Origin of the sequence: Flavobacterium aquiphilum (assembly GCF_027111335.1) — a bacterium.
Taxonomy (GTDB): domain Bacteria; phylum Bacteroidota; class Bacteroidia; order Flavobacteriales; family Flavobacteriaceae; genus Flavobacterium; species Flavobacterium aquiphilum.
Genome location: NZ_CP114288.1, coordinates 3,793,725 through 3,814,160, shown reverse-complemented (window position 1 = coordinate 3,814,160; position 20,436 = coordinate 3,793,725). Strand labels below are relative to the sequence as shown.

At 30.8% G+C, this 20,436-nt stretch carries 21 protein-coding genes; 7 read left to right on the top strand and 14 right to left on the bottom strand.

The genetic code is table 11. The features are described from left to right. Position 1 precedes the first annotated feature (1 nt). The 8 genes from OZP12_RS15415 to OZP12_RS15380 all read right to left on the bottom strand — a co-directional run bounded on the left by OZP12_RS15415 (position 2) and on the right by OZP12_RS15380 (position 3,158). Positions 2-454, bottom strand: a complete 453-nt coding sequence (locus tag OZP12_RS15415) for a CHAP domain-containing protein (RefSeq protein ID WP_281225924.1) — start codon at positions 452-454, stop codon at positions 2-4. After that, on the bottom strand, positions 451-738 hold the full coding sequence (locus tag OZP12_RS15410) for a hypothetical protein (RefSeq protein WP_281225923.1): 288 nt from the start codon (positions 736-738) through the stop codon (positions 451-453). Before OZP12_RS15410 ends, OZP12_RS15415 begins: the two co-directional genes overlap by 4 nt. Before the next feature lie 293 nt (positions 739-1,031). Then, positions 1,032-1,277: a hypothetical protein gene (locus tag OZP12_RS15405; protein ID WP_281225922.1), complete on the bottom strand. Its 246-nt coding sequence runs from the start codon at positions 1,275-1,277 to the stop codon at positions 1,032-1,034. 214 nt (positions 1,278-1,491) lie between these two features. Next, the gene (locus OZP12_RS15400) at positions 1,492-1,707 is read right to left on the bottom strand and encodes a hypothetical protein (RefSeq protein ID WP_281225921.1); all 216 of its coding nucleotides are present in this window, start codon (positions 1,705-1,707) and stop codon (positions 1,492-1,494) included. After that, positions 1,682-1,882, bottom strand: a complete 201-nt coding sequence (locus OZP12_RS15395) for a hypothetical protein (protein ID WP_281225920.1) — start codon at positions 1,880-1,882, stop codon at positions 1,682-1,684. Before OZP12_RS15395 ends, OZP12_RS15400 begins: the two co-directional genes overlap by 26 nt. Positions 1,883-2,004: 122 nt before the next feature. Continuing rightward, the gene (locus OZP12_RS15390) at positions 2,005-2,721 is read right to left on the bottom strand and encodes a DUF3164 family protein (RefSeq protein WP_281225919.1); all 717 of its coding nucleotides are present in this window, start codon (positions 2,719-2,721) and stop codon (positions 2,005-2,007) included. Between the two features lie 28 nt (positions 2,722-2,749). Then, positions 2,750-3,028: a hypothetical protein gene (locus OZP12_RS15385; RefSeq protein WP_281225918.1), complete on the bottom strand. Its 279-nt coding sequence runs from the start codon at positions 3,026-3,028 to the stop codon at positions 2,750-2,752. Next, a complete protein-coding gene (locus OZP12_RS15380) occupies positions 3,021-3,158 on the bottom strand; it encodes a hypothetical protein (RefSeq protein WP_281225917.1) in 138 nt (45 codons plus the stop codon). The genes OZP12_RS15385 and OZP12_RS15380 overlap by 8 nt, the downstream gene beginning before the upstream one ends. 306 nt (positions 3,159-3,464) lie before the next feature. Here OZP12_RS15380 and OZP12_RS15375 point away from each other — a divergent pair, with 306 nt between their 5' ends. Next, the gene (locus OZP12_RS15375) at positions 3,465-4,148 is read left to right on the top strand and encodes a S24 family peptidase (RefSeq protein WP_281225916.1); all 684 of its coding nucleotides are present in this window, start codon (positions 3,465-3,467) and stop codon (positions 4,146-4,148) included. Positions 4,149-4,386: 238 nt separating this feature from the next. On the opposite strand, the gene OZP12_RS15370 is transcribed toward OZP12_RS15375, so the two are convergent. The 3 genes from OZP12_RS15370 to OZP12_RS15360 form a co-directional block, all read right to left on the bottom strand. Beyond that, complete coding sequence (locus tag OZP12_RS15370) at positions 4,387-4,623, bottom strand: hypothetical protein (protein WP_281225915.1); 237 nt, start codon at positions 4,621-4,623, stop codon at positions 4,387-4,389. Between the two features lie 397 nt (positions 4,624-5,020). Beyond that, positions 5,021-5,323 carry a hypothetical protein gene (locus OZP12_RS15365; protein ID WP_281225914.1) on the bottom strand — a complete coding sequence of 101 codons (303 nt, stop codon included), beginning with the start codon at positions 5,321-5,323 and terminating at the stop codon, positions 5,021-5,023. Positions 5,324-6,678: 1,355 nt separating this feature from the next. Next, on the bottom strand, positions 6,679-7,353 hold the full coding sequence (locus tag OZP12_RS15360) for a response regulator (protein ID WP_281225913.1): 675 nt from the start codon (positions 7,351-7,353) through the stop codon (positions 6,679-6,681). Positions 7,354-7,460: 107 nt separating this feature from the next. Between OZP12_RS15360 and OZP12_RS15355 the strand changes: the two genes are divergently transcribed. After that, positions 7,461-7,682 (top strand): hypothetical protein, encoded by a 222-nt coding sequence (locus tag OZP12_RS15355; RefSeq protein WP_281225912.1) that lies wholly within the window; start codon positions 7,461-7,463, stop codon positions 7,680-7,682. Between the two features lie 107 nt (positions 7,683-7,789). Beyond that, on the top strand, positions 7,790-9,847 hold the full coding sequence (locus OZP12_RS15350; RefSeq protein WP_281225911.1) for a tetratricopeptide repeat-containing sensor histidine kinase: 2,058 nt from the start codon (positions 7,790-7,792) through the stop codon (positions 9,845-9,847). A gap of 500 nt (positions 9,848-10,347) precedes the next feature. Here OZP12_RS15350 and OZP12_RS15345 read toward each other — a convergent pair whose 3' ends face one another. Then, positions 10,348-11,418 (bottom strand): phosphatidylinositol-specific phospholipase C1-like protein, encoded by a 1,071-nt coding sequence (locus OZP12_RS15345; protein WP_281225910.1) that lies wholly within the window; start codon positions 11,416-11,418, stop codon positions 10,348-10,350. 269 nt (positions 11,419-11,687) lie between these two features. On the opposite strand from OZP12_RS15345, the gene OZP12_RS15340 reads away from it, so the two are divergent. The 4 genes from OZP12_RS15340 (at position 11,688) to OZP12_RS15325 (ending at position 18,345) form a co-directional block, all read left to right on the top strand. Next, positions 11,688-12,212 (top strand): RNA polymerase sigma-70 factor, encoded by a 525-nt coding sequence (locus OZP12_RS15340; protein ID WP_281225909.1) that lies wholly within the window; start codon positions 11,688-11,690, stop codon positions 12,210-12,212. Positions 12,213-12,295: 83 nt separating this feature from the next. Beyond that, the gene (locus OZP12_RS15335) at positions 12,296-13,219 is read left to right on the top strand and encodes a FecR family protein (protein ID WP_281225908.1); all 924 of its coding nucleotides are present in this window, start codon (positions 12,296-12,298) and stop codon (positions 13,217-13,219) included. A gap of 71 nt (positions 13,220-13,290) precedes the next feature. Then, positions 13,291-16,569, top strand: coding sequence for a SusC/RagA family TonB-linked outer membrane protein (locus OZP12_RS15330; RefSeq protein ID WP_281225907.1), 3,279 nt, complete (start codon positions 13,291-13,293; stop codon positions 16,567-16,569). Positions 16,570-16,575: 6 nt separating this feature from the next. Next, positions 16,576-18,345 (top strand): RagB/SusD family nutrient uptake outer membrane protein, encoded by a 1,770-nt coding sequence (locus OZP12_RS15325; RefSeq protein ID WP_281225906.1) that lies wholly within the window; start codon positions 16,576-16,578, stop codon positions 18,343-18,345. Between the two features lie 462 nt (positions 18,346-18,807). On the opposite strand, the gene OZP12_RS15320 is transcribed toward OZP12_RS15325, so the two are convergent. Beyond that, positions 18,808-19,833, bottom strand: coding sequence for a hypothetical protein (locus OZP12_RS15320; RefSeq protein ID WP_281225905.1), 1,026 nt, complete (start codon positions 19,831-19,833; stop codon positions 18,808-18,810). Between the two features lie 221 nt (positions 19,834-20,054). Next, positions 20,055-20,276 carry a helix-turn-helix transcriptional regulator gene (locus tag OZP12_RS15315; protein ID WP_281225904.1) on the bottom strand — a complete coding sequence of 74 codons (222 nt, stop codon included), beginning with the start codon at positions 20,274-20,276 and terminating at the stop codon, positions 20,055-20,057. Positions 20,277-20,436: the final 160 nt, after the last annotated feature.

Below are 20,436 nucleotides of genomic sequence, written 5' to 3'. Positions count from 1 at the left end.
TTTATAGTCTTAAAAAACCTTTAATGCCTTTTAGGTCTCTTTTTCTTTTAGAGACTTTATAACCTTCGCGTCCTCCACCGTCATTCGTGTTTCCTTCAACAGTATAAATAATTGTTCCTGCTACTTTATCGACGATTCCGGCGTGTCCGGTCCCGTTATTGAAATCCATAATAAAAACATCGCCTGGTTGAGGTGTCATTTTTACCAAAAGTGGTCTGGAATTATATTGATCCAGTACACCTCCGGTTTTTTTTAAAGGGTTTTTTACTCCTAGTTGCAGTGCAGCTTGCTGGGTACACCAGTAAGCAAAAGCCATGCACCACGGATATCCTTTTGCGAGACCTACACTTCTTAAATAAATCTCTACTTCAGGCCCCGAATTGCTGTTTCTTGGTATTTCTTCAACACCAATTTGAGCAATGGCAATTTCTAAAGTCTTTTGGGCTAATGTCATTGTTGTTTTCCGTTTAGTTGTTTAAATTTTTGAAGCTCATCGACTAATTGCTGATTTATCACCATTAGTTCTCTGTGCTGTATTTCCATTTTTTTAATTGTTTCTGTTGCTGCGGTTAACCGTGCGGTAATGTCGTCGAGTAGGTCACGGTAATATTTAACCGCATTGACAGCGTTGTCTAGTTCGGCTGCCCGGTCTTCGGCCAATGATTTTCTCATCGAAAAAAGCCAGGTAATAAAAGCGGCAAAAAATGCGGTTAGAGTGGGGTATAGAAACTGCTCCATTGAATGTATTAATGTTTGAATGTTAGGTTAAATATGTTTTGAGAAGCATCAAGTAAGATGCTTTTTAAAGGAAATGCAGTCTCTCATTTTAAGGTTGAGCTGCTGTAGATGAATCCTTTTGAGATTGCAAATATTAGGAGAAAAAAGCCCTAAAAAAAACGAATGCAAGGTGCATGAACATTAGTATTCTAGGGCTTTACAAGGTTGTAAGGAAAGCGAACAAAGAGCAATTTTTGACGAGCAAATGACGCATCTTTGCATCATAAAAAGAACATTTTTTGAGTTAAAAACAATCAGGAAGATTTTTGTGGATTATTCATGAGTTCTTCGACTTTTTTTAATTCTGAAGTGATAGGTGTACAAAGAATTTCATATAAAGTAGTTCGTGAAATTGGATAAACAGGATATACATATTTACGCCACACAACAGTGGTAGGGATGTCTTCTGTTTTGTGTTTTTGATACAATTCTTTGATGAGTTTGTAACGCATTAATTTATTTTTTTGAATTCCGAGGCTTCTGTTTGCAGATATAGGCATGAGAGTGAAGTGTTTATGATTAAAGAAGATGAGGTGATATTTTTTTTGAAGAAAGAAGTTCTAATTACAATTAGTTAGATAATAAAATGAAGACATAAAATTTTAACGTAGCCAAACCATTTGATCTTTTTCTCAGTGATGGTTTTTTACTTCTAATGCCATTTTTAAACCTCGTTCTGAGGTAGTATTTGTTAAGTTTATTTAACAATCAAGGTCAGCAGACTCCGCATGACAATCCCGTTTCCATTAACCATAAAGGTTTGGATTCCATTAGAGAGAATGTTTTTGGCTGCTTATTACTGGGCTGAAACTGCCCGTTTTTCGGTTCCTGTTTTACTTCCAAAATGAAGAAAACAGGAACCATTTTTTTATCTGAAAAAAGTAAAACAGATATTTGGTAATTTTTAGCCTCGGTAAGTGGCTGTGGCATGTTTTTTAAATCTTGGATTTTTTATAACGATATTTTCATATTGATTAAAAGCATGCCGTTCTTTATTGGATAAATCGTTTTTGCAATTCCAGTTACCAAGCCCGTCTTTAAAAACGATATGATTGTTTACGTTATAACTTTCGTGATCAGTAATTGGCTTTATTTTTATACTCATTTAAGTATTGTTTAAAAATTATTTTTATTTTGAAATAAAGCCATTCCCTAAATAAAAGTATGGGCTTTAAGTTGGTTACAATCAATAAGATGGTTAAAATCACCGTTACAGAGAGGTAGTTGTTAGGCTGCATGACTTTTTTCGTTTTGTTGATTAAAGAAATTAAAAGCGTATCCCTGTAAAAAATCTACAGAAGACATAGACAACGGAATATTGGTTCTTACACCATTTTCATCAATTCGGCTTGCTTCGATAAACCAGCTTGAACGGACAGGTTTAAATGAGGAAGCAATAATTTCAACACCATCAGTAAATTCATCGTTATTGAATTCTTTCGTTAGTTTTTGAAGTTCTAAAACTCGCGAACCTTTTAAATTTCCTTTGGCGTCTTTTTTTAGTAAATTAAAAACGATTTTTACCAGCGATGCAGTTTCTTTACTGGTTGAAAGCGACGAAATGTAATTCTGTACTTTTTCAATACCAATTGTCACCGTATCATCCCAGCCTTCGTTAATACGATACCCAATCGTGATCTCTTCCTTATCATTTGAGAAAGTATGTGACATCTGTTTTTCTTTAAAACCATAAACCTGATTTTTTAGATCAAGAATAGTTTCAAACAATTGAAAAGTTTCTGTTTTTGCATTTCGCATCATTTCAGAGGTTTCATATAATCTCGAAAGTGCTTTCGGAATTGTTTCGGCTACCAGTTTTTTATAAGCATCTCGTTCTTCATTCTTCTTGTTTTCGATTTTGTTTAAAGCTTCTTTTAATTCCTGAGCTGAAAATTGAGATAAATCCATTGATGATTTGATTGAGTTTGTTAATGAAGTGTTCATAATAATTGGCTTTTGGGTTTATAATATTTTAGTTCTGTAATAAAATTTCCTCTTTAAAAGGATCTGAATAATAAGGCTTGAAATCGTTTAGTAATGCAAGTTTCAAAACTTTGTTTAGTTTGTTTTCAATGTTTTGTGAAACGCGACGGGGAGAAGCTGTTTCGTCATCCAGTATATGCATCCATTGGAAACGTTCCTGATTGATACAGATTCTTTCCCCGGCTGTAAAAGTTTTGGTTCGCTCTGAGCAATATTGAAGGGCCAGGTACAATTGGGCAATACGTGCTTCGATTTGATTTCTACTCATGATTTTGTTCTAATATGGTTCTTAATTCGTTTGTGTCAGATTCTATTAAATTTCTTTCCGGACTGTTTGGATTTTCAATTAGCCAATTTTCCAGCTTCTGGATTTTTTCCTTGATTTGTTGTGTTTCCATATTTTATGATTTAAGTAATGACGAACTGTTTTTTTCTTGGTTTAATGATTAATATTACACTCTGTTCGTAGTTTTATTCTGACTGCTTGTAGAGCGCCCTTTTTTGTTTTTTAGTGGTTGTGATTGTTTTTAAGTTATTTGTAATCATTATTTTGTATTTGTTTTTATAAGTTATTTGTATTTGAAGTTGATGCAAACTTCTTTGCTTTTCTGTTGTTTATGAATTTTATTTTCCTTTACTTTGCAAATATAATGTAAAATAATACATCAAAACAAGTTTTTTAACGTAAAAAAATACGCTTTTTTATGGGGTCAACAGAAAGAATGAGAGAGTATCTTGATTACAAAGGAATTACAAAGTATAAGTTTTGTAATGATTTAGGGTTTTCTAATAAATTTTTGGATAATAGTAGTAATATGGGAACGGATAAGGCATGTAAAATTTTACATCATTATCCGGAAATTAATTCTGAATGGCTTTTAACTGGAAATGGATCCATGATCAAAGAGGGTAATACTAATATTGTAATTATGAATAACGACCGAAAAACAATGGATTCACTACATATCAGCCAGGAAATACCGTTGTATGATTTAGAGGCTGTGGCAGGTTTGCGAGAATTATTTAATAGTGGAAAACCGCAAAGGGTCCTGGATACAATAAAGATTCCTAATTTGCCAAAATGTGATGGGGCAATATCTGTGACAGGGGATAGTATGTATCCGCTTTTGAAATCCGGAGATATAGTTTTATATAAAGAAACTGAATTTGAGAATATATTTTTTGGTGAAATGTATCTTTTAAGTGTGAAGTTGAATGATTGGGAAGAATATATTACGGTAAAGTACGTGCAGAAATCGGAGCAGGGAACTGAATATGTGAAATTGGTAAGTCAAAATTCGCATCATCAGCCAAAGGATATTCATATCTCAAAAATATCGGCATTAGCGCTTATAAAAGCAAGTATCCGTATCAATACGATGATGTAAATTAATTTTTATCCGGATTAAAATAAAAAATCGGAATTCTTATAAACGGAATTCCGATTTTTTATTGAATAGTTAGGAATTATGAATTTTGATCTGGCTGAAACATACAGAATGGGAATTCATTAGATAAAGTTTTATATACTGGTTCAGTGTGCAGAAAAATAATTGAATCCTAATGATCTCTTTGGTACAATGAATTTTATAGAATAGTGCAGATTTTTTTACTGGAATATTATGATTAATTCTTGTTATTTAAAAGTTCTTCAATTTTTTTTAGTTCTGTAGTTATTGGTGTACAAAGAATTTCATATAGTGTTGTACGTGAAATAGGATAAACAGGACAAATATATTTTCTCCATACAACAGTAGTTGGGATATCTTCTGTTTTATGAAGATAATAGAGATCTTTGATTAGTCTGTAGCGCAATAGTTTGTTGCGTTGTACTCCTAGACTTCTTTTGCTTAATGATGACATTTTTTATTTTTTATATTAGTTAAATAGGAAAAATTCTTAAAAATAGTTTGAAGATTAAACAGAACTATTTAATATTTGTTTTTAAGTGAGGGATTTTAAATATGTTTTTTGGATATTATATTTTAATAATATGTATCCGTTTGCAACAATAGGTTAAAAATTCTTTAAATGGAAAATCGCTTTTATTTTTCTAATTTCTCCTTTTATTTTTTGGATAATGTACTGCAGTTTACAGCGTAAGTTTTGTGTTCTGAAATTGATTTTATTTTTGCGTTCCTTTTTATATTGTATCGATATTGTGTGGATTCTAAAATGAATCCATTCACGATAGACAAGGATTGGTTTTAGATTTGTGATTATTAATAGGATAACTAATAATACTATAGTGTTGATGTTGTTATTTTGGGACATCTGTAAAATTGTTAATTGTTAGTAATTCATTTAATAAGGGATCACTGAGTGCAGAAGTAATTTTGTCTGAATGAATGAGTCCTAAGATGTTTTTGATTTTTGTTTCTATATTATTAGAAATTGGACGCGGTTCTGCATTTTGATTTGTTAGGATATGCAACCATTGGAGGCGCTCTTGATTGATGCATATTCTTTCACCAACTGTAAATACTCTCATTTGTTCTGAGCAAAATTTAAGAGATAGATACAAGGTTTTTACGCGTTCAATTATTTCGCTGTTATTAATCATTTTTATTTAATTTTTTCTTTAATTGTTTAAGGTCAGATTCTACTAGGGCTCTTTTTTGTACTATTGGGATTGCTTATGAGCCAAGTTTCGAGAAGTTGAATTTTTGTTTTTAATTGTAAAATTGTCATTTTTATTTTTTTATTTTTAATTACATTTTTTTAAGGAGAAAAAAACATTCCTTGTAAATAAGTTAGGGTAGACCCAAATAGTGTTTTTGAAAATTTAAAAGACTCGTAGAGAAAAAATATATAATGATTCATTTTTATAAAACTTAAGATTTATCGAGTGATATATGATTTTTTATATCGAATGATGTCTGTGTTGTTTTTTGTCGCCTTGTTTTATTCATTATTTATAGTAATTAGTTAAGTGAGGAGGCAAAAGTGTTATTAATTTTACTTTAAAATGTGTGGTTTTTCGGTAATATTATTTAAAATATGCTTTTGTTTACGTCTTTTAAAGTGTCATAAACTTTTAAATATTCTTCAGTTAATAGGATTGCAAATGAAGCAGAGTATAAGTAAGGCATGTGAATTCTCGAATGCATTAATTGTTCTTTTACTTCATGTAGTTCTTTTTTGAAATGAACTCTATTTACAGCTAATAAGCTTTAATAAAATTTAAGTGTTTTTTTTCTTTTCAATTTCAATCATTATTTAGTTACCATAATTCCGGCTTGTTTCTATTATTAGTAACAAATGTGGATTAAAATGTAGTTTTAGAAAAATAATTGCTCGGTAGTAAAACAATAATGCTTTAAGTCTGAACACTGTTGTATAGCTATAAGATTTTTTTTAAGAAAAAAGAGGTTGAGTGAAGAATCTTAATTATAGTTGTATTATAATTTTTTAAGATTTAATTTTCATTTTCAGAAATGAGTACATGTTTTGGAAGTTGAAAAATGAAATGAAAAAAGGAGTTTTAAAACCTCATTTCTATAAGACATCGGAAAAAAATAAAATTATTATTTTTCAGTAAAGTACATTAGGAATTAAAAAGAAAAAACCTCGGAATTGCTCAAAAAGAGTCAAGTCTGGGGTTTTATTTTTTTTGAATTGACAGCTGAAAAATAGTAAGAGCTTGTTTAAATTATATTTTTGAGATTTATTATTAGAGGATTTTTGAGTGAAACGAGGCAAATTTTTATAAGATAGCAGAGTTATTGTATAAAAATTTAACGAAGTTGTAGCCAAAAATCGTCATAAGAGAGCCAATAAATAAAACTTAAGCAGGCTCTAAGTCAAAAATGACCGATTTTTATTTGAAATATCCATTTCTTAAATGTATAATTCTATAAAAATACTTTTCCTTCTGAAATTCGACTTTATATTTACGCAGTTTATGCGAAGCCGAAACTATAAGATTCCATATTTTTTTATTTTACTAATAAGTTCTTCATCACTTCCCTTGCTTAATAGAATTTGATCTTTTATTCTGGCTTTTCTCTTTTCTATTGCACTCATTGATAAAGGGATATACTTGGGTAAATTGACTGTTTTAATTCCTTGTGATAATAAAGTCAGAATTTGATTGTCAAGATTGTCCCAATTGAAATTTATTTTGAATAAATCTTTTTGAGATTGTAAAATTGAAGGGCTGTGGTATATTTCACCTTGTATTATTTTTTTGCAGATAACCGGAAATAATTCAAAATTAATATCATTTTTCGAGATAAATCCTTCGGGGTTAATTTCTTTTATGATTCTATCTACTGTAAAAGGCTCACTGTGCATTGTTAAAAGAATGATTTTACAATCCATACTTTTCTTTCTTATCATGGAAGCTAAATCTGCACCGTTATTTATTTTGAAATTGGTATAAGGCGGAAGGCTAATATCCAAAAGTGCTAAATCCAGTTTTATATTTTGTTTTAAAAACAAATGTATTTTATTATAAGCATCTTCACAGTTGTAACTTTTAGTGAAGTTCGGATCAATTTTTCCTAGGCTGTTGTATGATAGTAAATTTATATAGCTATCAACTGTCATTGGGTGATCATCAACTATTAAAATGTTAAGACCGTTGTTCATATTTTTTCAACTTTGATGCAAAAATAACTAAATATTACGGTTTTACCGTAAAACGCAGCTGTGTAAATTATGTCTTTTTGCGGTAAATAATTTTAATATTTTAATTTATGAAACGCAAATTATGCACTTTGACGCTTATTTCTATTTCTTTTTTAATTTACTCATGTTCTAATGACGACGAGGTTGTTCAGGGAGATAAAAATTACATTTCAAAGGAAAAAAATGAGTTAGGTGTGCAATCGACTGAAATCAAAAATGATACTCTTTCTGTTTTGAATTTAGAAGCAGTGGTTAAAGATGGTGAACCAAGTAATCCAACACCAAAGTAATATCTAAAATAAATTTATAAGAAAAATGCGGTTTTATTTAATCGCATTTTTCTTCTTATTACAATGTGTTACATTTGGTATTGTATAATTATTGTGATAAAATTAAATTGAACTTATTTAATAAAATATTGTGTTTTCTAATAGTACTATCTTTGGTATTTTGTAGTAAAAAAAAATCTTTTTCGTATGAGAATAAACATGCTAGTGTTTTTTTTGATAGTTCTTATTCTGATGATCTAGGGATAAAAGAAAAGAAAAAATATTTGGATTCTATAGATAATCTTATAGGTTATGTAAATGTGAATGATACCATAACAAGGAATTTACACTTAAAATTAGCTCTTGAGTATTATTATCTTAACGATTTAAAAAAATCATTGGAACTAAGTGTTAAGGCATTAAAAATGTCTAAGGAGGCTAAAGATACTATGAGAGTGCCGACAGCACTTTTTTATATTGGAGATTGCCTTAGGACTGAACAAAAAGACAGTGCATACTATTATTATTTACAAGCTGAAAAATTGTATTTCAAAAATAATGATTATGATAATACAGCAAAAATGTTGTTTTATAAAGGTTATGTTCTTTTTTATGATGGCAATTATGTTGAATGTGAGGTTGAGATTTCTAAGGCATTGGGTTTCTTGTCAAATTCAAAGAATTATCGGTTAATATACTCTTGTAATACATTGATGGGTAATTGTTTAGAGAAGCTTAATGATTATGATGAGGCCTTGCGATATCATCAAATTGCTAAAAGTTATTTAGACTTAATGAGGGAAAGTAATATTGATAAAGATGAAATTAATAACTATAATATATCTTCTGTCATAAACATATGTAATCTTTATGATTTAAAAGGAGAATATTCTAAGTCAATAATAGCTTTACAAAGAGTTTTGACGGAGGAATTAAGAAAAAAATGGCCAAGGTTATATGCTAATGTACTGAGTAATTTGGCATTCTCTAAGATGAAAAATAAAGAGTACAGGAATGTTCAGTCAATGTTTCTTAAATCTTTAAGTATTGTTGATAGTTTAGGAAATAAATCTGATATTTTATATAAGAAAATATACCTTGGGGAGTTTTTTTTAACACAAAAAGATACAATTAAATCTGTAAATACGTTAAAAGAGGCATATGATCTGTCCAAGGAGATTAAAAATAATGATGAAGCTTTGGCTTCTTTGAAAATACTTTCCGCTATAGATAAAAAAGATAGGTTGATGTATGCATACAGTTATATTGAATTGAGTGATAGTTTAACTATGGTGGAAAAAAAGGCACATAACAAATATGCCAGAATTGAATACGAAACTTCTGTAATTATGGATGAAAATGAATTTTTGAGTAAGAGTAATTTTTATATTGTAGTTCTTTCAGTTTCAATTATTATCATAATGATTTTTTTTTACCTTTTGAGGTATTTGAAATTTAAAAATAGGGAATTGAGTTTTCTAAGAAAGCAGCAAATGGCTGATGAAGAAATTTATAATTTGTTAACGCAGGAACATAAAAAAATAGCACTTGCCAAAGAGGAAGAAAAAGCTGAGATAGCTAAAGAATTGCATGATGGTGTGATGAATAGAATTTATGGTGTTCGAATGAATTTAGGTTTTTTTAATTCGCATTCTGATGAAAAAATAATTCAAAAAAGAAAAGAATACATTTATGAATTACAAAATATTGAAAAAGAAATTAGGGCAATATCTCATGATCTAAGTAAAAGCTCTTTTTTTGACGATAAAGATTTTAATTTTTTATTGTTAAGCTTGATTCAAAATCAACAAAATTTTAGTACTACTATTTTTGATTATGTGATAGATTCTTCAATTGATTGGTCTTCTATTCAAAATATATTTAAGGTGAATCTATATCGAATCATACAGGAAGCAATTTTTAACATAAATAAATATGCAAATGCTGAACATTGTAGTGTTGTAATTAGAATAGCTTCCAATGATTTGTTAGAATTGGAAATTTCAGATGATGGTGAAGGGTTTGATTTAATGCAAGATAAAAAGGGTATCGGTTTGCAAAATTTAAAAGAAAGGGTAAGTACATTGAATGGAAATTTTAATATAGAATCAAAAAAAGGGATGGGGACAAAAATCAATGTGACTTTTAATTATCATAAACAAGATCAAATGGTAGTGTTTCACTAACTGTTTAAGGATGAAATTGTCTTGTCATATAATAGCTAGGCACTCTTGAATTGTGTATAGCTATTTTAGGACGAGTCAAAGCCAAAATAGAAGCATTCAGAAGGTCAATTTAGAGGGGTAAGAAAAATAGATTTCTTCTTATTTATATTGTACAGTTTTTGTTAGCATATCCATTTGAATATAATAAAGAGTATTGATACAGAAAATAAATGTATAACTGAACGAATGATAATCTGTCGATGAAATTTTAGCTAAAAATAATTTAAACCGAGAAGGTTTTAAAACTTGGACAGGTTTTGATTTTTTGGTAGATTTTTACCGTTTAAGAAGCGCCGATGAATTAGCAATTACTGATGTAGATTTCTAATGCTGAATCTGGGTTAATAGATTTCTACAGGAAGTTCCTGCAGATCATTTTAGTTACGACTTAAAATCAGGAGAAATTAAAAACCTTAAGTAAATTTTCAGCCACAGTTTAAACTGCGGCTGAAAACTAAATTTTACTTCTTCACTCCATTTACAGGATTTGGTCTGACATAAGTATTGTCATCATACTTAATTTGGTAAGGTGAATTAAAAAGAGTACTTGGCTGATAATAATCAGTTGTAATAATTTGTGCTCCTGATTTTTTGGCTGCTTCAAAATGTGTGTAATCATTAGCTCGAGCTTCTTTAGTATCGGCATCGGCTCTGGTACGGATAATATATCCTTTTTTGACCAAATCAGTAATTGTATTATCTTCAGGATTATTTCTGAACAAAGCTGCAGCTTCTGGTTTTCCTGGTTCAGCATTTATAAAAATAGCGCGTCCTTTTAACGATGGATGATTTAAAGCATACATATCTCTTTTTGCTCCATTATTATCCAAAAGAAATAAAAATCTTCCCTTTGCTTTTTTTAGTGTTGGCCAGTTTTGATGCAAAACAGCTTCTTCGAGCGTACTATATTTTCCACGTACCATATCTGGTGTGATTAATTTATCGTTTCCTAATTCTTTGCGGATAATTTTATCTAATGCATCGAATAATTCAGGAGTAAAATCTTCTGGTTTGGTTCCAAAAAAATTAGCGTCACCATCTTTAGGTTCCAAAGTAATAAAAACAGGAATGTGGTTTGGATTCGCTTCAGACCATTTTTTTAATTCTTGAAGACAGATTTCAAAAGTATAGCAAGAAGTTCTAAAATCGATATCAGGCATATGAAAAACCTTAAAACCAGGTTTGTTCATTAATCCTTTTGGATCATAATCTTGCTCAGATTTTGCAATATCTAAACCTTTTGGATGTGCATATTTACCGCCTTTAGTGTCGGCATAAATATCGATTTCCAGGTTTCGCAACCCTTTATTTAATTGTTCTTTAATTTCGATATGTGTGTATTGTAAGCCTTTTAGAGAACGTGATGTATCTTTTGCTTGGATAGTATTGTATAAATCAGTTTCAATATTTTGTCTGTAACTGTTGTGGGAGCCAATTACTTGAATTTGATTTATTTTAAGATTTTCGTCTTGTGCTTTTACACTGAATGGTATAGTGCCGGCAAGAAATAATGTAAACAGAATTTGTTTCATAATTTGGAGTTGAAATTAATAATTAGAAGGTAAGGGGAAGAAGAGCTGAGAATACTGCCACTTTTTGAGATTACTAAATTAAAATCAAGCTTTGATATTAGAGTTATTTCAACAAAAAGAAAACGGAAAGAAATTGTCATTTCTTCCTAAAAATAGTTGTATTAATAAAACAAAAGTATTCATTATTTAATTAAAAGTTAACCTTCATGCAGAAAATAATGGGTTTTCGTTTCATTATTTTGTACCTAATAATACCATACATGTTACTTATGAAGAATCCTCAAATCTTTAATCAAATGTATACTTCTTATTGGAAAAAGCTTAATGCCTTTTCGTATACAATGACACAGGATAAAGATTTGGCACAGAATATTGTTCAGGATGTTTTTGTCGATTTATGGGAACGAAAAGAGGAGCTGAATATAAATGCAATTGAACCGTATTTATTTCGTGCAGTAAAAAATCAGGTCTTTAAACATTATCAAAATAATAGATTTGATAAGACGGTTTTAGAAGATAAATTCGAAGACTACATCATTGATAATTTTTCGGCTATAGATCCTGAATTAATGGATTTACTTTATAATTTATTAGAAAAACTTCCAGAGAAACGTAAAGAGGTTTTATTGATGTATAAATTTCAAGATATGTCTATCGATCAAATTGCAGACGAACTTGGCATATCCAAACAAACAGTAAAAAATCAAATTTCATCTGCTTTAAAACAGCTGCGCGAAGGCCTAAAAGACTTGACTTGGATGTTTCCGCTTGTAATTTTTTATAAAAACTTTTAAGATAACTTTCTGTTAATGTTTTCATAATATTTCCAGATAGTACGATTTTGCTTTTCTTGTACTTATAGGTAACAATAAGTATTATGGTAAAAAGAATTAAGCATAGTTTAGAATATCTTATAGATAAAAGTTTACAGAAAAATACTTCCGAGGCGGAAGAAAATCTATTGAATGATTTTGTATCAAACGAATATAAAAACGCCAATTGGGATGAAATCGCTATGGGAAGTTCTGATGAAGCTTCCATAAATATATTTGAAAATATTCAATTTCGAATAGAAAAGAAAAAAACATTCAATCCATTTTTAAAATATATGGCAGCTGCCAGTATTCTTTTTCTTATCGGCTTAGGGGTTCTCTTTAAACCCAGTATTTCTACAGCAAAGCAATTAACATTTAAAACGTTAGATACCCCCAAATCTATCCAATTAAGTGACGGTTCGAAAATTTATCTGGCAGCAAACTCATTATTTAAATATCCTGAAAAATTTGATGCTGATGAAAGAAAAGTATCGCTTTTAAAAGGTAACGCTTTTTTTGAAGTAGCCAAGGATAGAAAACATCCATTTATTATTCAGTCAGGTGATCTGAAAACAAGAGTTGTCGGGACATCATTTCATATTCAATTGTCAAAATCTAAATGCGAAGTGATTGTTGTAACTGGAAAAGTAAATGTTTCTGCAAAAGGACAAAATGTGGATTTGGTTCCAAATGAAGAAGCTTTGTTTACAGAAAATAAACTAACTAAACAAATGGCTGAGAAGGCGTATCAGGTAAATTGGTACAATACCGATATTACATTAAATCAAACTACTCTTAAGCAGGTTATTACCATTTTGCAATATAAATATGGTGTTTCATTCGAGTATAAAAATGATAAAGTTTTGGATATGCGATTAACGGTATTCATTAAAAAAGAGGCATCACTAGAAAGTGTTTTAGAACAAATAAATTATATAACAAACCTAAAATTTAAAGTTTATGACGAAATAGTAAAAGAGAATTAAAAAAAAAAGCAGTTGCTGAGAACAACTGCCATCAATAATTAAGTATCGTAAAAAAACCAATAACTTAAATCATGTATTTTAAACTTTCTTATTTAAATCTAAAGAGAATTATCTTTTTAGTACTCACATTACTGTCATTTCATAATGGACACAGTAATACTAATTTCCTTGAAAATTCAAATTTAAAAAATAAAATAGAAAAAGCGACTCTTGTTTCCATTTTTTCAAAACTTAGTCAGCAAACGGACTATAAATTTAGTTACGGACAGGCTATTATTGCTGATAACACTATTTATACAGTAGATTATAGCAACGAATCTGTTGCAGTAATTTTGAATGAACTTTCTAAAAAAGCTGATTTCAATTACAACATCAATGGTAAATTAGTTTTGATTCAAAAAACTAAAAAAAGAGTTCTTAAAACGGTCCAAATTATTGATAAAGTAAAAGGAAAGATTTTGGATGAAAATGGAGTGCCAATCCCTGGAGCAACGATTTTAGAAGTGACTACCAAAAATGCAGTAGCAACAGACTTTGATGGAGGCTTTGAAATTACAGTAGAGGAGGGTAGGACTCTTGAGATTTCATATTTAGGATATAAAACTAAAACGATAATTGCTCAAAAAAGTTTTATGACAATTCAATTAGAACCTAATACTTCTGTGTTGAATGAGGTTTTAGTCGTTGGATATGGTAAACAATCAAAAAAAGATGTTACGGGGGCTGTAACACAGCTTACGGCAGAAAATTTTAAACAAGGTGTAAGCATTTCGCCAGACAATTTAATACAAGGAAAAGTGGCTGGAGTTCGTGTCGTAAGCACAAGTGGTGAGCCGGGAGCTGGTGTAAATGTTACTATTAGAGGTGTTGGATCTATTAGAAGTGGAAGCACACCTTTGTTTGTTGTAGATGGTGTGCCATTGTCAAATGATGATGTTAGTCCATCTGGTACCAATGTAGGTTTTGGTGCTTCTGCAGCTAAAAATCCGTTAAACTTTTTGAATAATAGCGATATCGAATCGATTACAGTTTTAAAAGATGCTTCTGCTTCTGCAATTTATGGCGCAAGAGGATCTAATGGAGTTGTTTTGATAACGACTAAAAAAGGATCAAAAGGCGAAGGCACAATGACTTTTGACACATCTCTGGGAATTTCTACTGTAGCAAATAAATTAGACGTTTTAAATGCTGATCAATACAAATCGGCTATTAAAGATCCTGCTTTTAATCATGGTGGAAATACAGATTGGCAAGATGTAATTTTTAGAGAGGCAATTACGACAAGTAATGCTTTATCTTTCGCTAAACAAACAGAATCAGGGAATTATTATGCTTCGGTATCGCAATTGAATCAGGAAGGGATCATTCATAATAGTAGTTTCAAACGCATGACTGGCCGAATTAACGCTGCTGAATCATTTTTAGATAATAAACGTTTGAAATTAAAAATGAATCTTACTGCCAGCGAAACAAAAGATAACGGTGTACCTACAAGTGATGATGGTGGTTCTAACGGACAGTTACTAGTGCATACTTTGATGGCAAATCCAACACGTTCTGTGTATGATGCCAACGGAAAATATACGAACTTCAATATGAATGCGCATTATAATCCGGCATATTTATTAAGTATTTATGAAGACCAAACACGTACTCTGAGAGTTTTAGGGAACTTTGAAGCTTCATTGAGAATAGTTAAAGGATTAGAATATAAAATTAATTTTGGAATAGATCGTTCTATGGCAGAAAGAAATACAACTATTTTTCCAAACTTGACAGATTTAAATCCAAAAGGAAAATACGTTCAGAATAATCTCGATTCTAAAAATACTTTAACTGACAATTACTTGACTTATAATGGTTTATTTGGTAAACATAAAATCGAAGTTTTAGGTGGATTCTCCTATCAAAAGTTTGAAAGATCCGGAACTAGTTTCAGTGTAGACGGAGTTGCAGCTGAAGGAACCGGTGTTAAACCGTCAATCAATCCCGGTTTTACAGGAACACAGTCAGGAACTAATGGTTATGCTCAGGAAAACGAATTACAATCTTATTTTGGAAGATTAAATTACACTTTTAATGAAAAGTATCTTTTGACTGCTTCTATGAGAGCAGACGGTTCTACTCGTTTTGGAGAAAATAATAAATATGGATACTTCCCTTCTTTTGCAATAGGATGGAATATTAATAAAGAAAGTTTTTTAAAAAATATTAAGGCTCTTAATAATTTAAAAGTAAGAGCAAGCTGGGGACAAACTGGAAATCAGGAAGTAGAAAATAAAATTACTAAAGCAAGTTATTCTTTATCTGGTGCTGATGGTTATTATTTGTATGATGATTTGAATTTAGTAAATGGTGTTTCTGTAAACAGAACTCCAAATCCCGACTTAAAATGGGAAGTAGTAACACAATTCAATGTAGGTTTAGATTTTAGTTTTTGGAATGATAAATTCTATGGAACACTTGATTATTTTAATAAAACGACTACAGATGCAATTTTAAATATTCCTTCACAGGCTTTGAGTCCAACACCAACAATTTGGACCAATATTGATGGAGAAATTATAAATAAAGGTTTAGAGTTTATGATTGGTTCAAAATTAATCGATACAAAAGATTTCAGTTGGAATATCGATATGAACGGAGCTACTTTAAATAACAAAATCGAGAATTTACCAGTTTCCGAAATTTTAACAGGTACTATTTCAGGCCCGGGACAGTCAGGTGTTAATGCCAATATTTACAGAAGTGGCTATTCAGCGGGATCTTTCTATTTACTGGATCATATTGGTTTTGATGCTACTGGTGCAAATATTTTTAGAGATACTAATGGAGATGGTAAAATTGACAATAGTGACAGAGTTATTATCGAAAGTGCTTTACCTACTTTCTATTACGGATTTAATAGTGATATGAATTATAAAAACTTTAGTTTTTCTTTCTCTATTATCGGTCAAACAGGAGGTTATTTATTGAATAATACAGGATTGAATGCATTAAACATAAACAACTTAGCTTCGGACCGAAATGTTGCAACGGGGTATTATGAGTCGGGTGCAAATCCGGCAAACTCACCAATTTTATCCACATTATTTTTAGAAAAATCTGATTTTATTAGATTAAATACTGCCCGTATTGGATATAATTTTAATCTAAAAGAAGTGAATTGGTTAAACGGATTAACACTTTTTGTTACAGGCCAAAATTTGCTTACGATTACGAATTATACAGGATATGATCCTTTAATTAACAGTCCTAAATCAAACGGAGGAAACCAATCTATTGGTATTGATTATGCCAGTTACCCAACTTCTAGAACTTTTAGTTTCGGAGCAACTTTAAAATTATAATTTATTATGAAAACAAAAACATTTTTTAATATTAAAATTACTGCTTTATTCTCTTTTATTTGGCTGTTTACCAGTTGTACGAACCTAGATGAAGTTGTTTTAGACGAAGTGTCAAACGGTAATACTTCTAATCCAGCTAATGCACTTGCAGCGGCTTATGATAGATTAGGAGATGGAACTTTTACAGATCATGGAGCTGTTTTTTCTATGCAGGAATATAGTACAGACGAAGCTATTTTACCAACACGGGGAAGTGACTGGGGCGATGGCGGAAAATGGAGAGCAATGCATGAGTTTACTTGGGCTTCTGATAATGCAGTTATCGGAAACAACTGGAATTTATTGACAAATGGAATTACACGTTCTCTTACTGCAATTCAATCTGCTGAAGAAAGTAGCATTCCTGAAAAGAAATTATTTTTGGCGGAGGCAAAAGGTCTGTTAGCGTATTATTTATACACAACATTAGATTTATTTGGACAGGCGCCTTATAGAGATCCAATGAATCCAAATGCACCTTTACAGATTTTAAAAGCTGATACACAAATCGATAAATTAATTACAGATGTTGAAGCATTACTTCCTGATTTAGCCGATATGGGTTCTCAGCAGACGCATCACGGCAGATTTACAAAACAAGCTGCTTATGGGTTTTTAAGTACCATGTATTTGAACCGAGCAGTATTTAAAGATCGTTACAATGCATTTTCTAATTTTAATTTTAATGAAGCAGCAGTTAGTGGAAGTGGAACAGATATGGATCGAGTGATTTATTATACATCATTGCTTATTGATTCGGGAAAATACAGTTTAGAAAGTAATTATTTTAAAAATTTTGCAATAGACAATACAAAAGGGACTGAGCTAATTTTCGCTATTTCACAAAAGATAGATTATATTAAAAATGGCTCAAACAGTTTCGCTTACGTATCTATGGAGCGCAACCAAAGGACTTCTCCAGCAAACAGAGGAACAAATGCAGCTTGTATAACTCCAGAATTTTATGCAACATGGGATAATAATCATGACGATCCTAGATTCAATCAAGCCTACCAATACTCTGACGGTACATGGTTTACAAATGATGGTACAACTCCAAGTGTTCCTGCAACAGATATTGTTCCTAAGAGTGCTGGTTTGCCATGGTTTCACTTTACAAGAGGTATTATAGCCGGCCCCCAATTTGGACCAATATTGTTGTCTTCAGGTTCTTTCGAAATGGTAGGGAATCGTATAAAAGTTTCTCCATTATATATGGAAAAAAGTTCGACTACAAGAATGGATTTTACACCATCATTAACTTTTAAAAACCCTACCCAAGCTATTTTTGCTCAAAATGAAATCAATCAAGGAGCTCGTGTTTTTAAGTATGAATTTGATCCCGAAGAAGGAAATGGTTCTAGTAATTTTGATATGCCATTATATCGTCTTGGAGGTATTTATACCATGAGAGCAGAAGCTTATTTTAGAAAAGGTAATACAGCGGCTGCGCTTCAGGATTTAAATAAATTACGTACTAGCAGAAAAAGAGAGTCATTGTATGCCAATGCTCCAGGAAAAGAACTTACTGCTGTGGATGCGACAGTACTATATAATGAAATAGGTTTTGAATTATACTGGGAATTATACAGAAGACCACAGATGATACGTTTTGGAAAATTTGATTTAGCTGGAACTGCAAAACCTGTATCGCAGCCATTCAGAAGGATATTCCCAATACCTCAGTCAACAATTGATGTGACTAAAGAATTTAAACAAAATCAAGGTTACAAGTAAGTTTGTGTTAGTCAATTTTTTTTTCAAAAGTCTATTTAAAAAATAGGCTTTTTTTTGTGTCCAATATGGGCGGTAACTCTAAGGTGTAAGTCCAGAGCACGCCTTTACAGTGGGAAGTGTTAGCTGATAGCAAGGGTTTCCATTGCGAAGTGGAATCTGAATGAAACCAGTAGACAAACTCTAGACCTGACGAACAGAAACTATATATAAGGCCTGACACGTTGGGTAAAGTTGCAAAACAAACTTGTTTTCTAAGGGAGCATTTCGCATCATGGCTAGTGCGAGTGTCACACTCGTACCCGCAAAACAAATTAGTCTACGGCTCTCCTATAACCCTCTTGAAAAATTACAAACCTTTTTACAATAACTCCATAGTTGCGGAATCACAGCGGTTCCGTTCAACACAGATTTCATTGTTCGTGCTGTGCACGCAACGAAATCCTTGCTGTTAGCGGTAGTTTTTTAATTGTTCGTCAAAATATAAAATGCAACTTTTTCGTCTGGCAATTTAATACTCTTTCGTTTAATTAATTCGTCTGTCACTGCTGTATAGTATATGTGATAAAACCAAATAAAATATTCTTCAAAAGAAATTTCAGTTGCGTAAATACTTTTATTGTACTCTTTTAATAATTTAGGTTTGTATTTATTTAAAATGTCAATTAAAATTGGTTTGTATTCATCAGCAATTACTTGAAGTTTTGAATAGTCTAATGTGTCAATTACTGGATATTGGAAACCGTTTGGATTTTCACTAAACACTTTTTTCAATTCTTGATTTTTCTTAATTACTTCTTCTGTGTATCGAACATTACCATAACAACACATTGAATAATTTAAAGTGTCTTGATATTGATTTCCATAAATTCCTAATGCCTCTCCTGCATTGATTTTCAGTTTTCCTTGATATGAAACATAATAATTTTTGCCGTGTCGTTCTGTTCTTTTTGATTTTAAAAAATCATTTTCAACATTTTCAATTTGCCAACTATCAAGCAGTACATCGCTTAAAATTAGTAATGAAATATACTTAAAGTCAAATTTAGCTAATGATTTAATCTCACTAATTTGTTTTTTAATTTTCGGCTCAATTTTTTGAATTGAATTTGCCGTTGCAATCATTATTTCATTTGAGTTTTTTCTTAATTTGTCTGCTTGTTTGATAGAGCAAATAAAGACATTGGGGATTAAATTATTATTCTTGTCTTTTTTTAAATAGTTTGATTTTATAAGTAGATTTATTTTTTCATTAAACTCAATTTCATTCCAACCAAAGTATTTTTTAATCTCTTCAAGTTTTACTTTATTGTGAAGTAAAACGAGTATTTCGGTTAATGAATCCTTTATCGGATTAAAGTTTGGCATATTGTCACCGTTACTTATCATTTTAAACTCATAATGCTCCGATAGAATATTCTTAATTTGGTTGGTCTGTCCAAATGAATTAAAAATTTGTATGATAAGTATAAGTGTTAAAATTTTTCTCATATTTTATAGTTCATTATTTGCAAGGTGTCTGTTAAAATTACCGTTAACGTCAGTTAATGTAAAAACCTTTTTTTGAACTGACCAGAACTCAAAAATAACAATTTAGCGGATGTATAAGCTGTTTTTGCAATAAAAGTTTTATAAAATAATTTTCTTTTTATAAAAAGTAAAAGGGTTTAAAAACGCTAAAAAACAGATCAAATGTGTTGTGTATTTTGATTTCAGCCTTTATCATCTATAGTAGTGTTATAATTTGTTGGAACAGCACCTACTTGGTAGCCAAATAATTGCAATACTTGGTTTACTTTGTCTAAACGTACCGTTTCTTTGCCCTGTTCTAAATCACGAACAAAACGAAGACCTACGCCTGCTTTTTCTGCCAATTCCGGTTGTGTGAGATTGGTTGCATTTCTTTTTTCTTTAACAAATTCACTTAATTTCATATGCAGATATTTATTGTTTTTTATTGGTCATATGTAATTGCTTCGCCTGTTCGCTATCGCTCGCCGCTTATCTTCATTGGTGTTAGTATCGAGTCTCTGGTATGCTCATTCCATGACCTTATACCTTTTCGGGTATAAATATTGTGTTTTTTACTTAATT

Excerpts from the sequence above, each read along its gene's own strand:
- OZP12_RS15375 (WP_281225916.1), top strand. The coding sequence starts at position 3,465 with ATGGGGTCAACAGAAAGAATGAGAGAGTATCTTGATTACAAAGGAATT.
- OZP12_RS15355 (WP_281225912.1), top strand. The coding sequence starts at position 7,461 with ATGAAACGCAAATTATGCACTTTGACGCTTATTTCTATTTCTTTTTTA.
- OZP12_RS15380 (WP_281225917.1), bottom strand. The coding sequence starts at position 3,158 with ATGGAAACACAACAAATCAAGGAAAAAATCCAGAAGCTGGAAAATTGG.
- OZP12_RS15330 (WP_281225907.1), top strand. The coding sequence starts at position 13,291 with ATGTATTTTAAACTTTCTTATTTAAATCTAAAGAGAATTATCTTTTTA.
- OZP12_RS15400 (WP_281225921.1), bottom strand. The coding sequence starts at position 1,707 with ATGCCACAGCCACTTACCGAGGCTAAAAATTACCAAATATCTGTTTTA.
- OZP12_RS15345 (WP_281225910.1), bottom strand. The coding sequence starts at position 11,418 with ATGAAACAAATTCTGTTTACATTATTTCTTGCCGGCACTATACCATTC.
- OZP12_RS15340 (WP_281225909.1), top strand. The coding sequence starts at position 11,688 with ATGAAGAATCCTCAAATCTTTAATCAAATGTATACTTCTTATTGGAAA.
- OZP12_RS15395 (WP_281225920.1), bottom strand. The coding sequence starts at position 1,882 with ATGAGTATAAAAATAAAGCCAATTACTGATCACGAAAGTTATAACGTA.
- OZP12_RS15315 (WP_281225904.1), bottom strand. The coding sequence starts at position 20,276 with ATGAAATTAAGTGAATTTGTTAAAGAAAAAAGAAATGCAACCAATCTC.
- OZP12_RS15325 (WP_281225906.1), top strand. The coding sequence starts at position 16,576 with ATGAAAACAAAAACATTTTTTAATATTAAAATTACTGCTTTATTCTCT.
- OZP12_RS15410 (WP_281225923.1), bottom strand. The coding sequence starts at position 738 with ATGGAGCAGTTTCTATACCCCACTCTAACCGCATTTTTTGCCGCTTTT.
- OZP12_RS15335 (WP_281225908.1), top strand. The coding sequence starts at position 12,296 with ATGGTAAAAAGAATTAAGCATAGTTTAGAATATCTTATAGATAAAAGT.
- OZP12_RS15370 (WP_281225915.1), bottom strand. The coding sequence starts at position 4,623 with ATGTCATCATTAAGCAAAAGAAGTCTAGGAGTACAACGCAACAAACTA.
- OZP12_RS15365 (WP_281225914.1), bottom strand. The coding sequence starts at position 5,323 with ATGATTAATAACAGCGAAATAATTGAACGCGTAAAAACCTTGTATCTA.
- OZP12_RS15390 (WP_281225919.1), bottom strand. The coding sequence starts at position 2,721 with ATGAACACTTCATTAACAAACTCAATCAAATCATCAATGGATTTATCT.
- OZP12_RS15360 (WP_281225913.1), bottom strand. The coding sequence starts at position 7,353 with ATGAACAACGGTCTTAACATTTTAATAGTTGATGATCACCCAATGACA.
- OZP12_RS15385 (WP_281225918.1), bottom strand. The coding sequence starts at position 3,028 with ATGAGTAGAAATCAAATCGAAGCACGTATTGCCCAATTGTACCTGGCC.
- OZP12_RS15415 (WP_281225924.1), bottom strand. The coding sequence starts at position 454 with ATGACATTAGCCCAAAAGACTTTAGAAATTGCCATTGCTCAAATTGGT.
- OZP12_RS15405 (WP_281225922.1), bottom strand. The coding sequence starts at position 1,277 with ATGCCTATATCTGCAAACAGAAGCCTCGGAATTCAAAAAAATAAATTA.
- OZP12_RS15320 (WP_281225905.1), bottom strand. The coding sequence starts at position 19,833 with ATGAGAAAAATTTTAACACTTATACTTATCATACAAATTTTTAATTCA.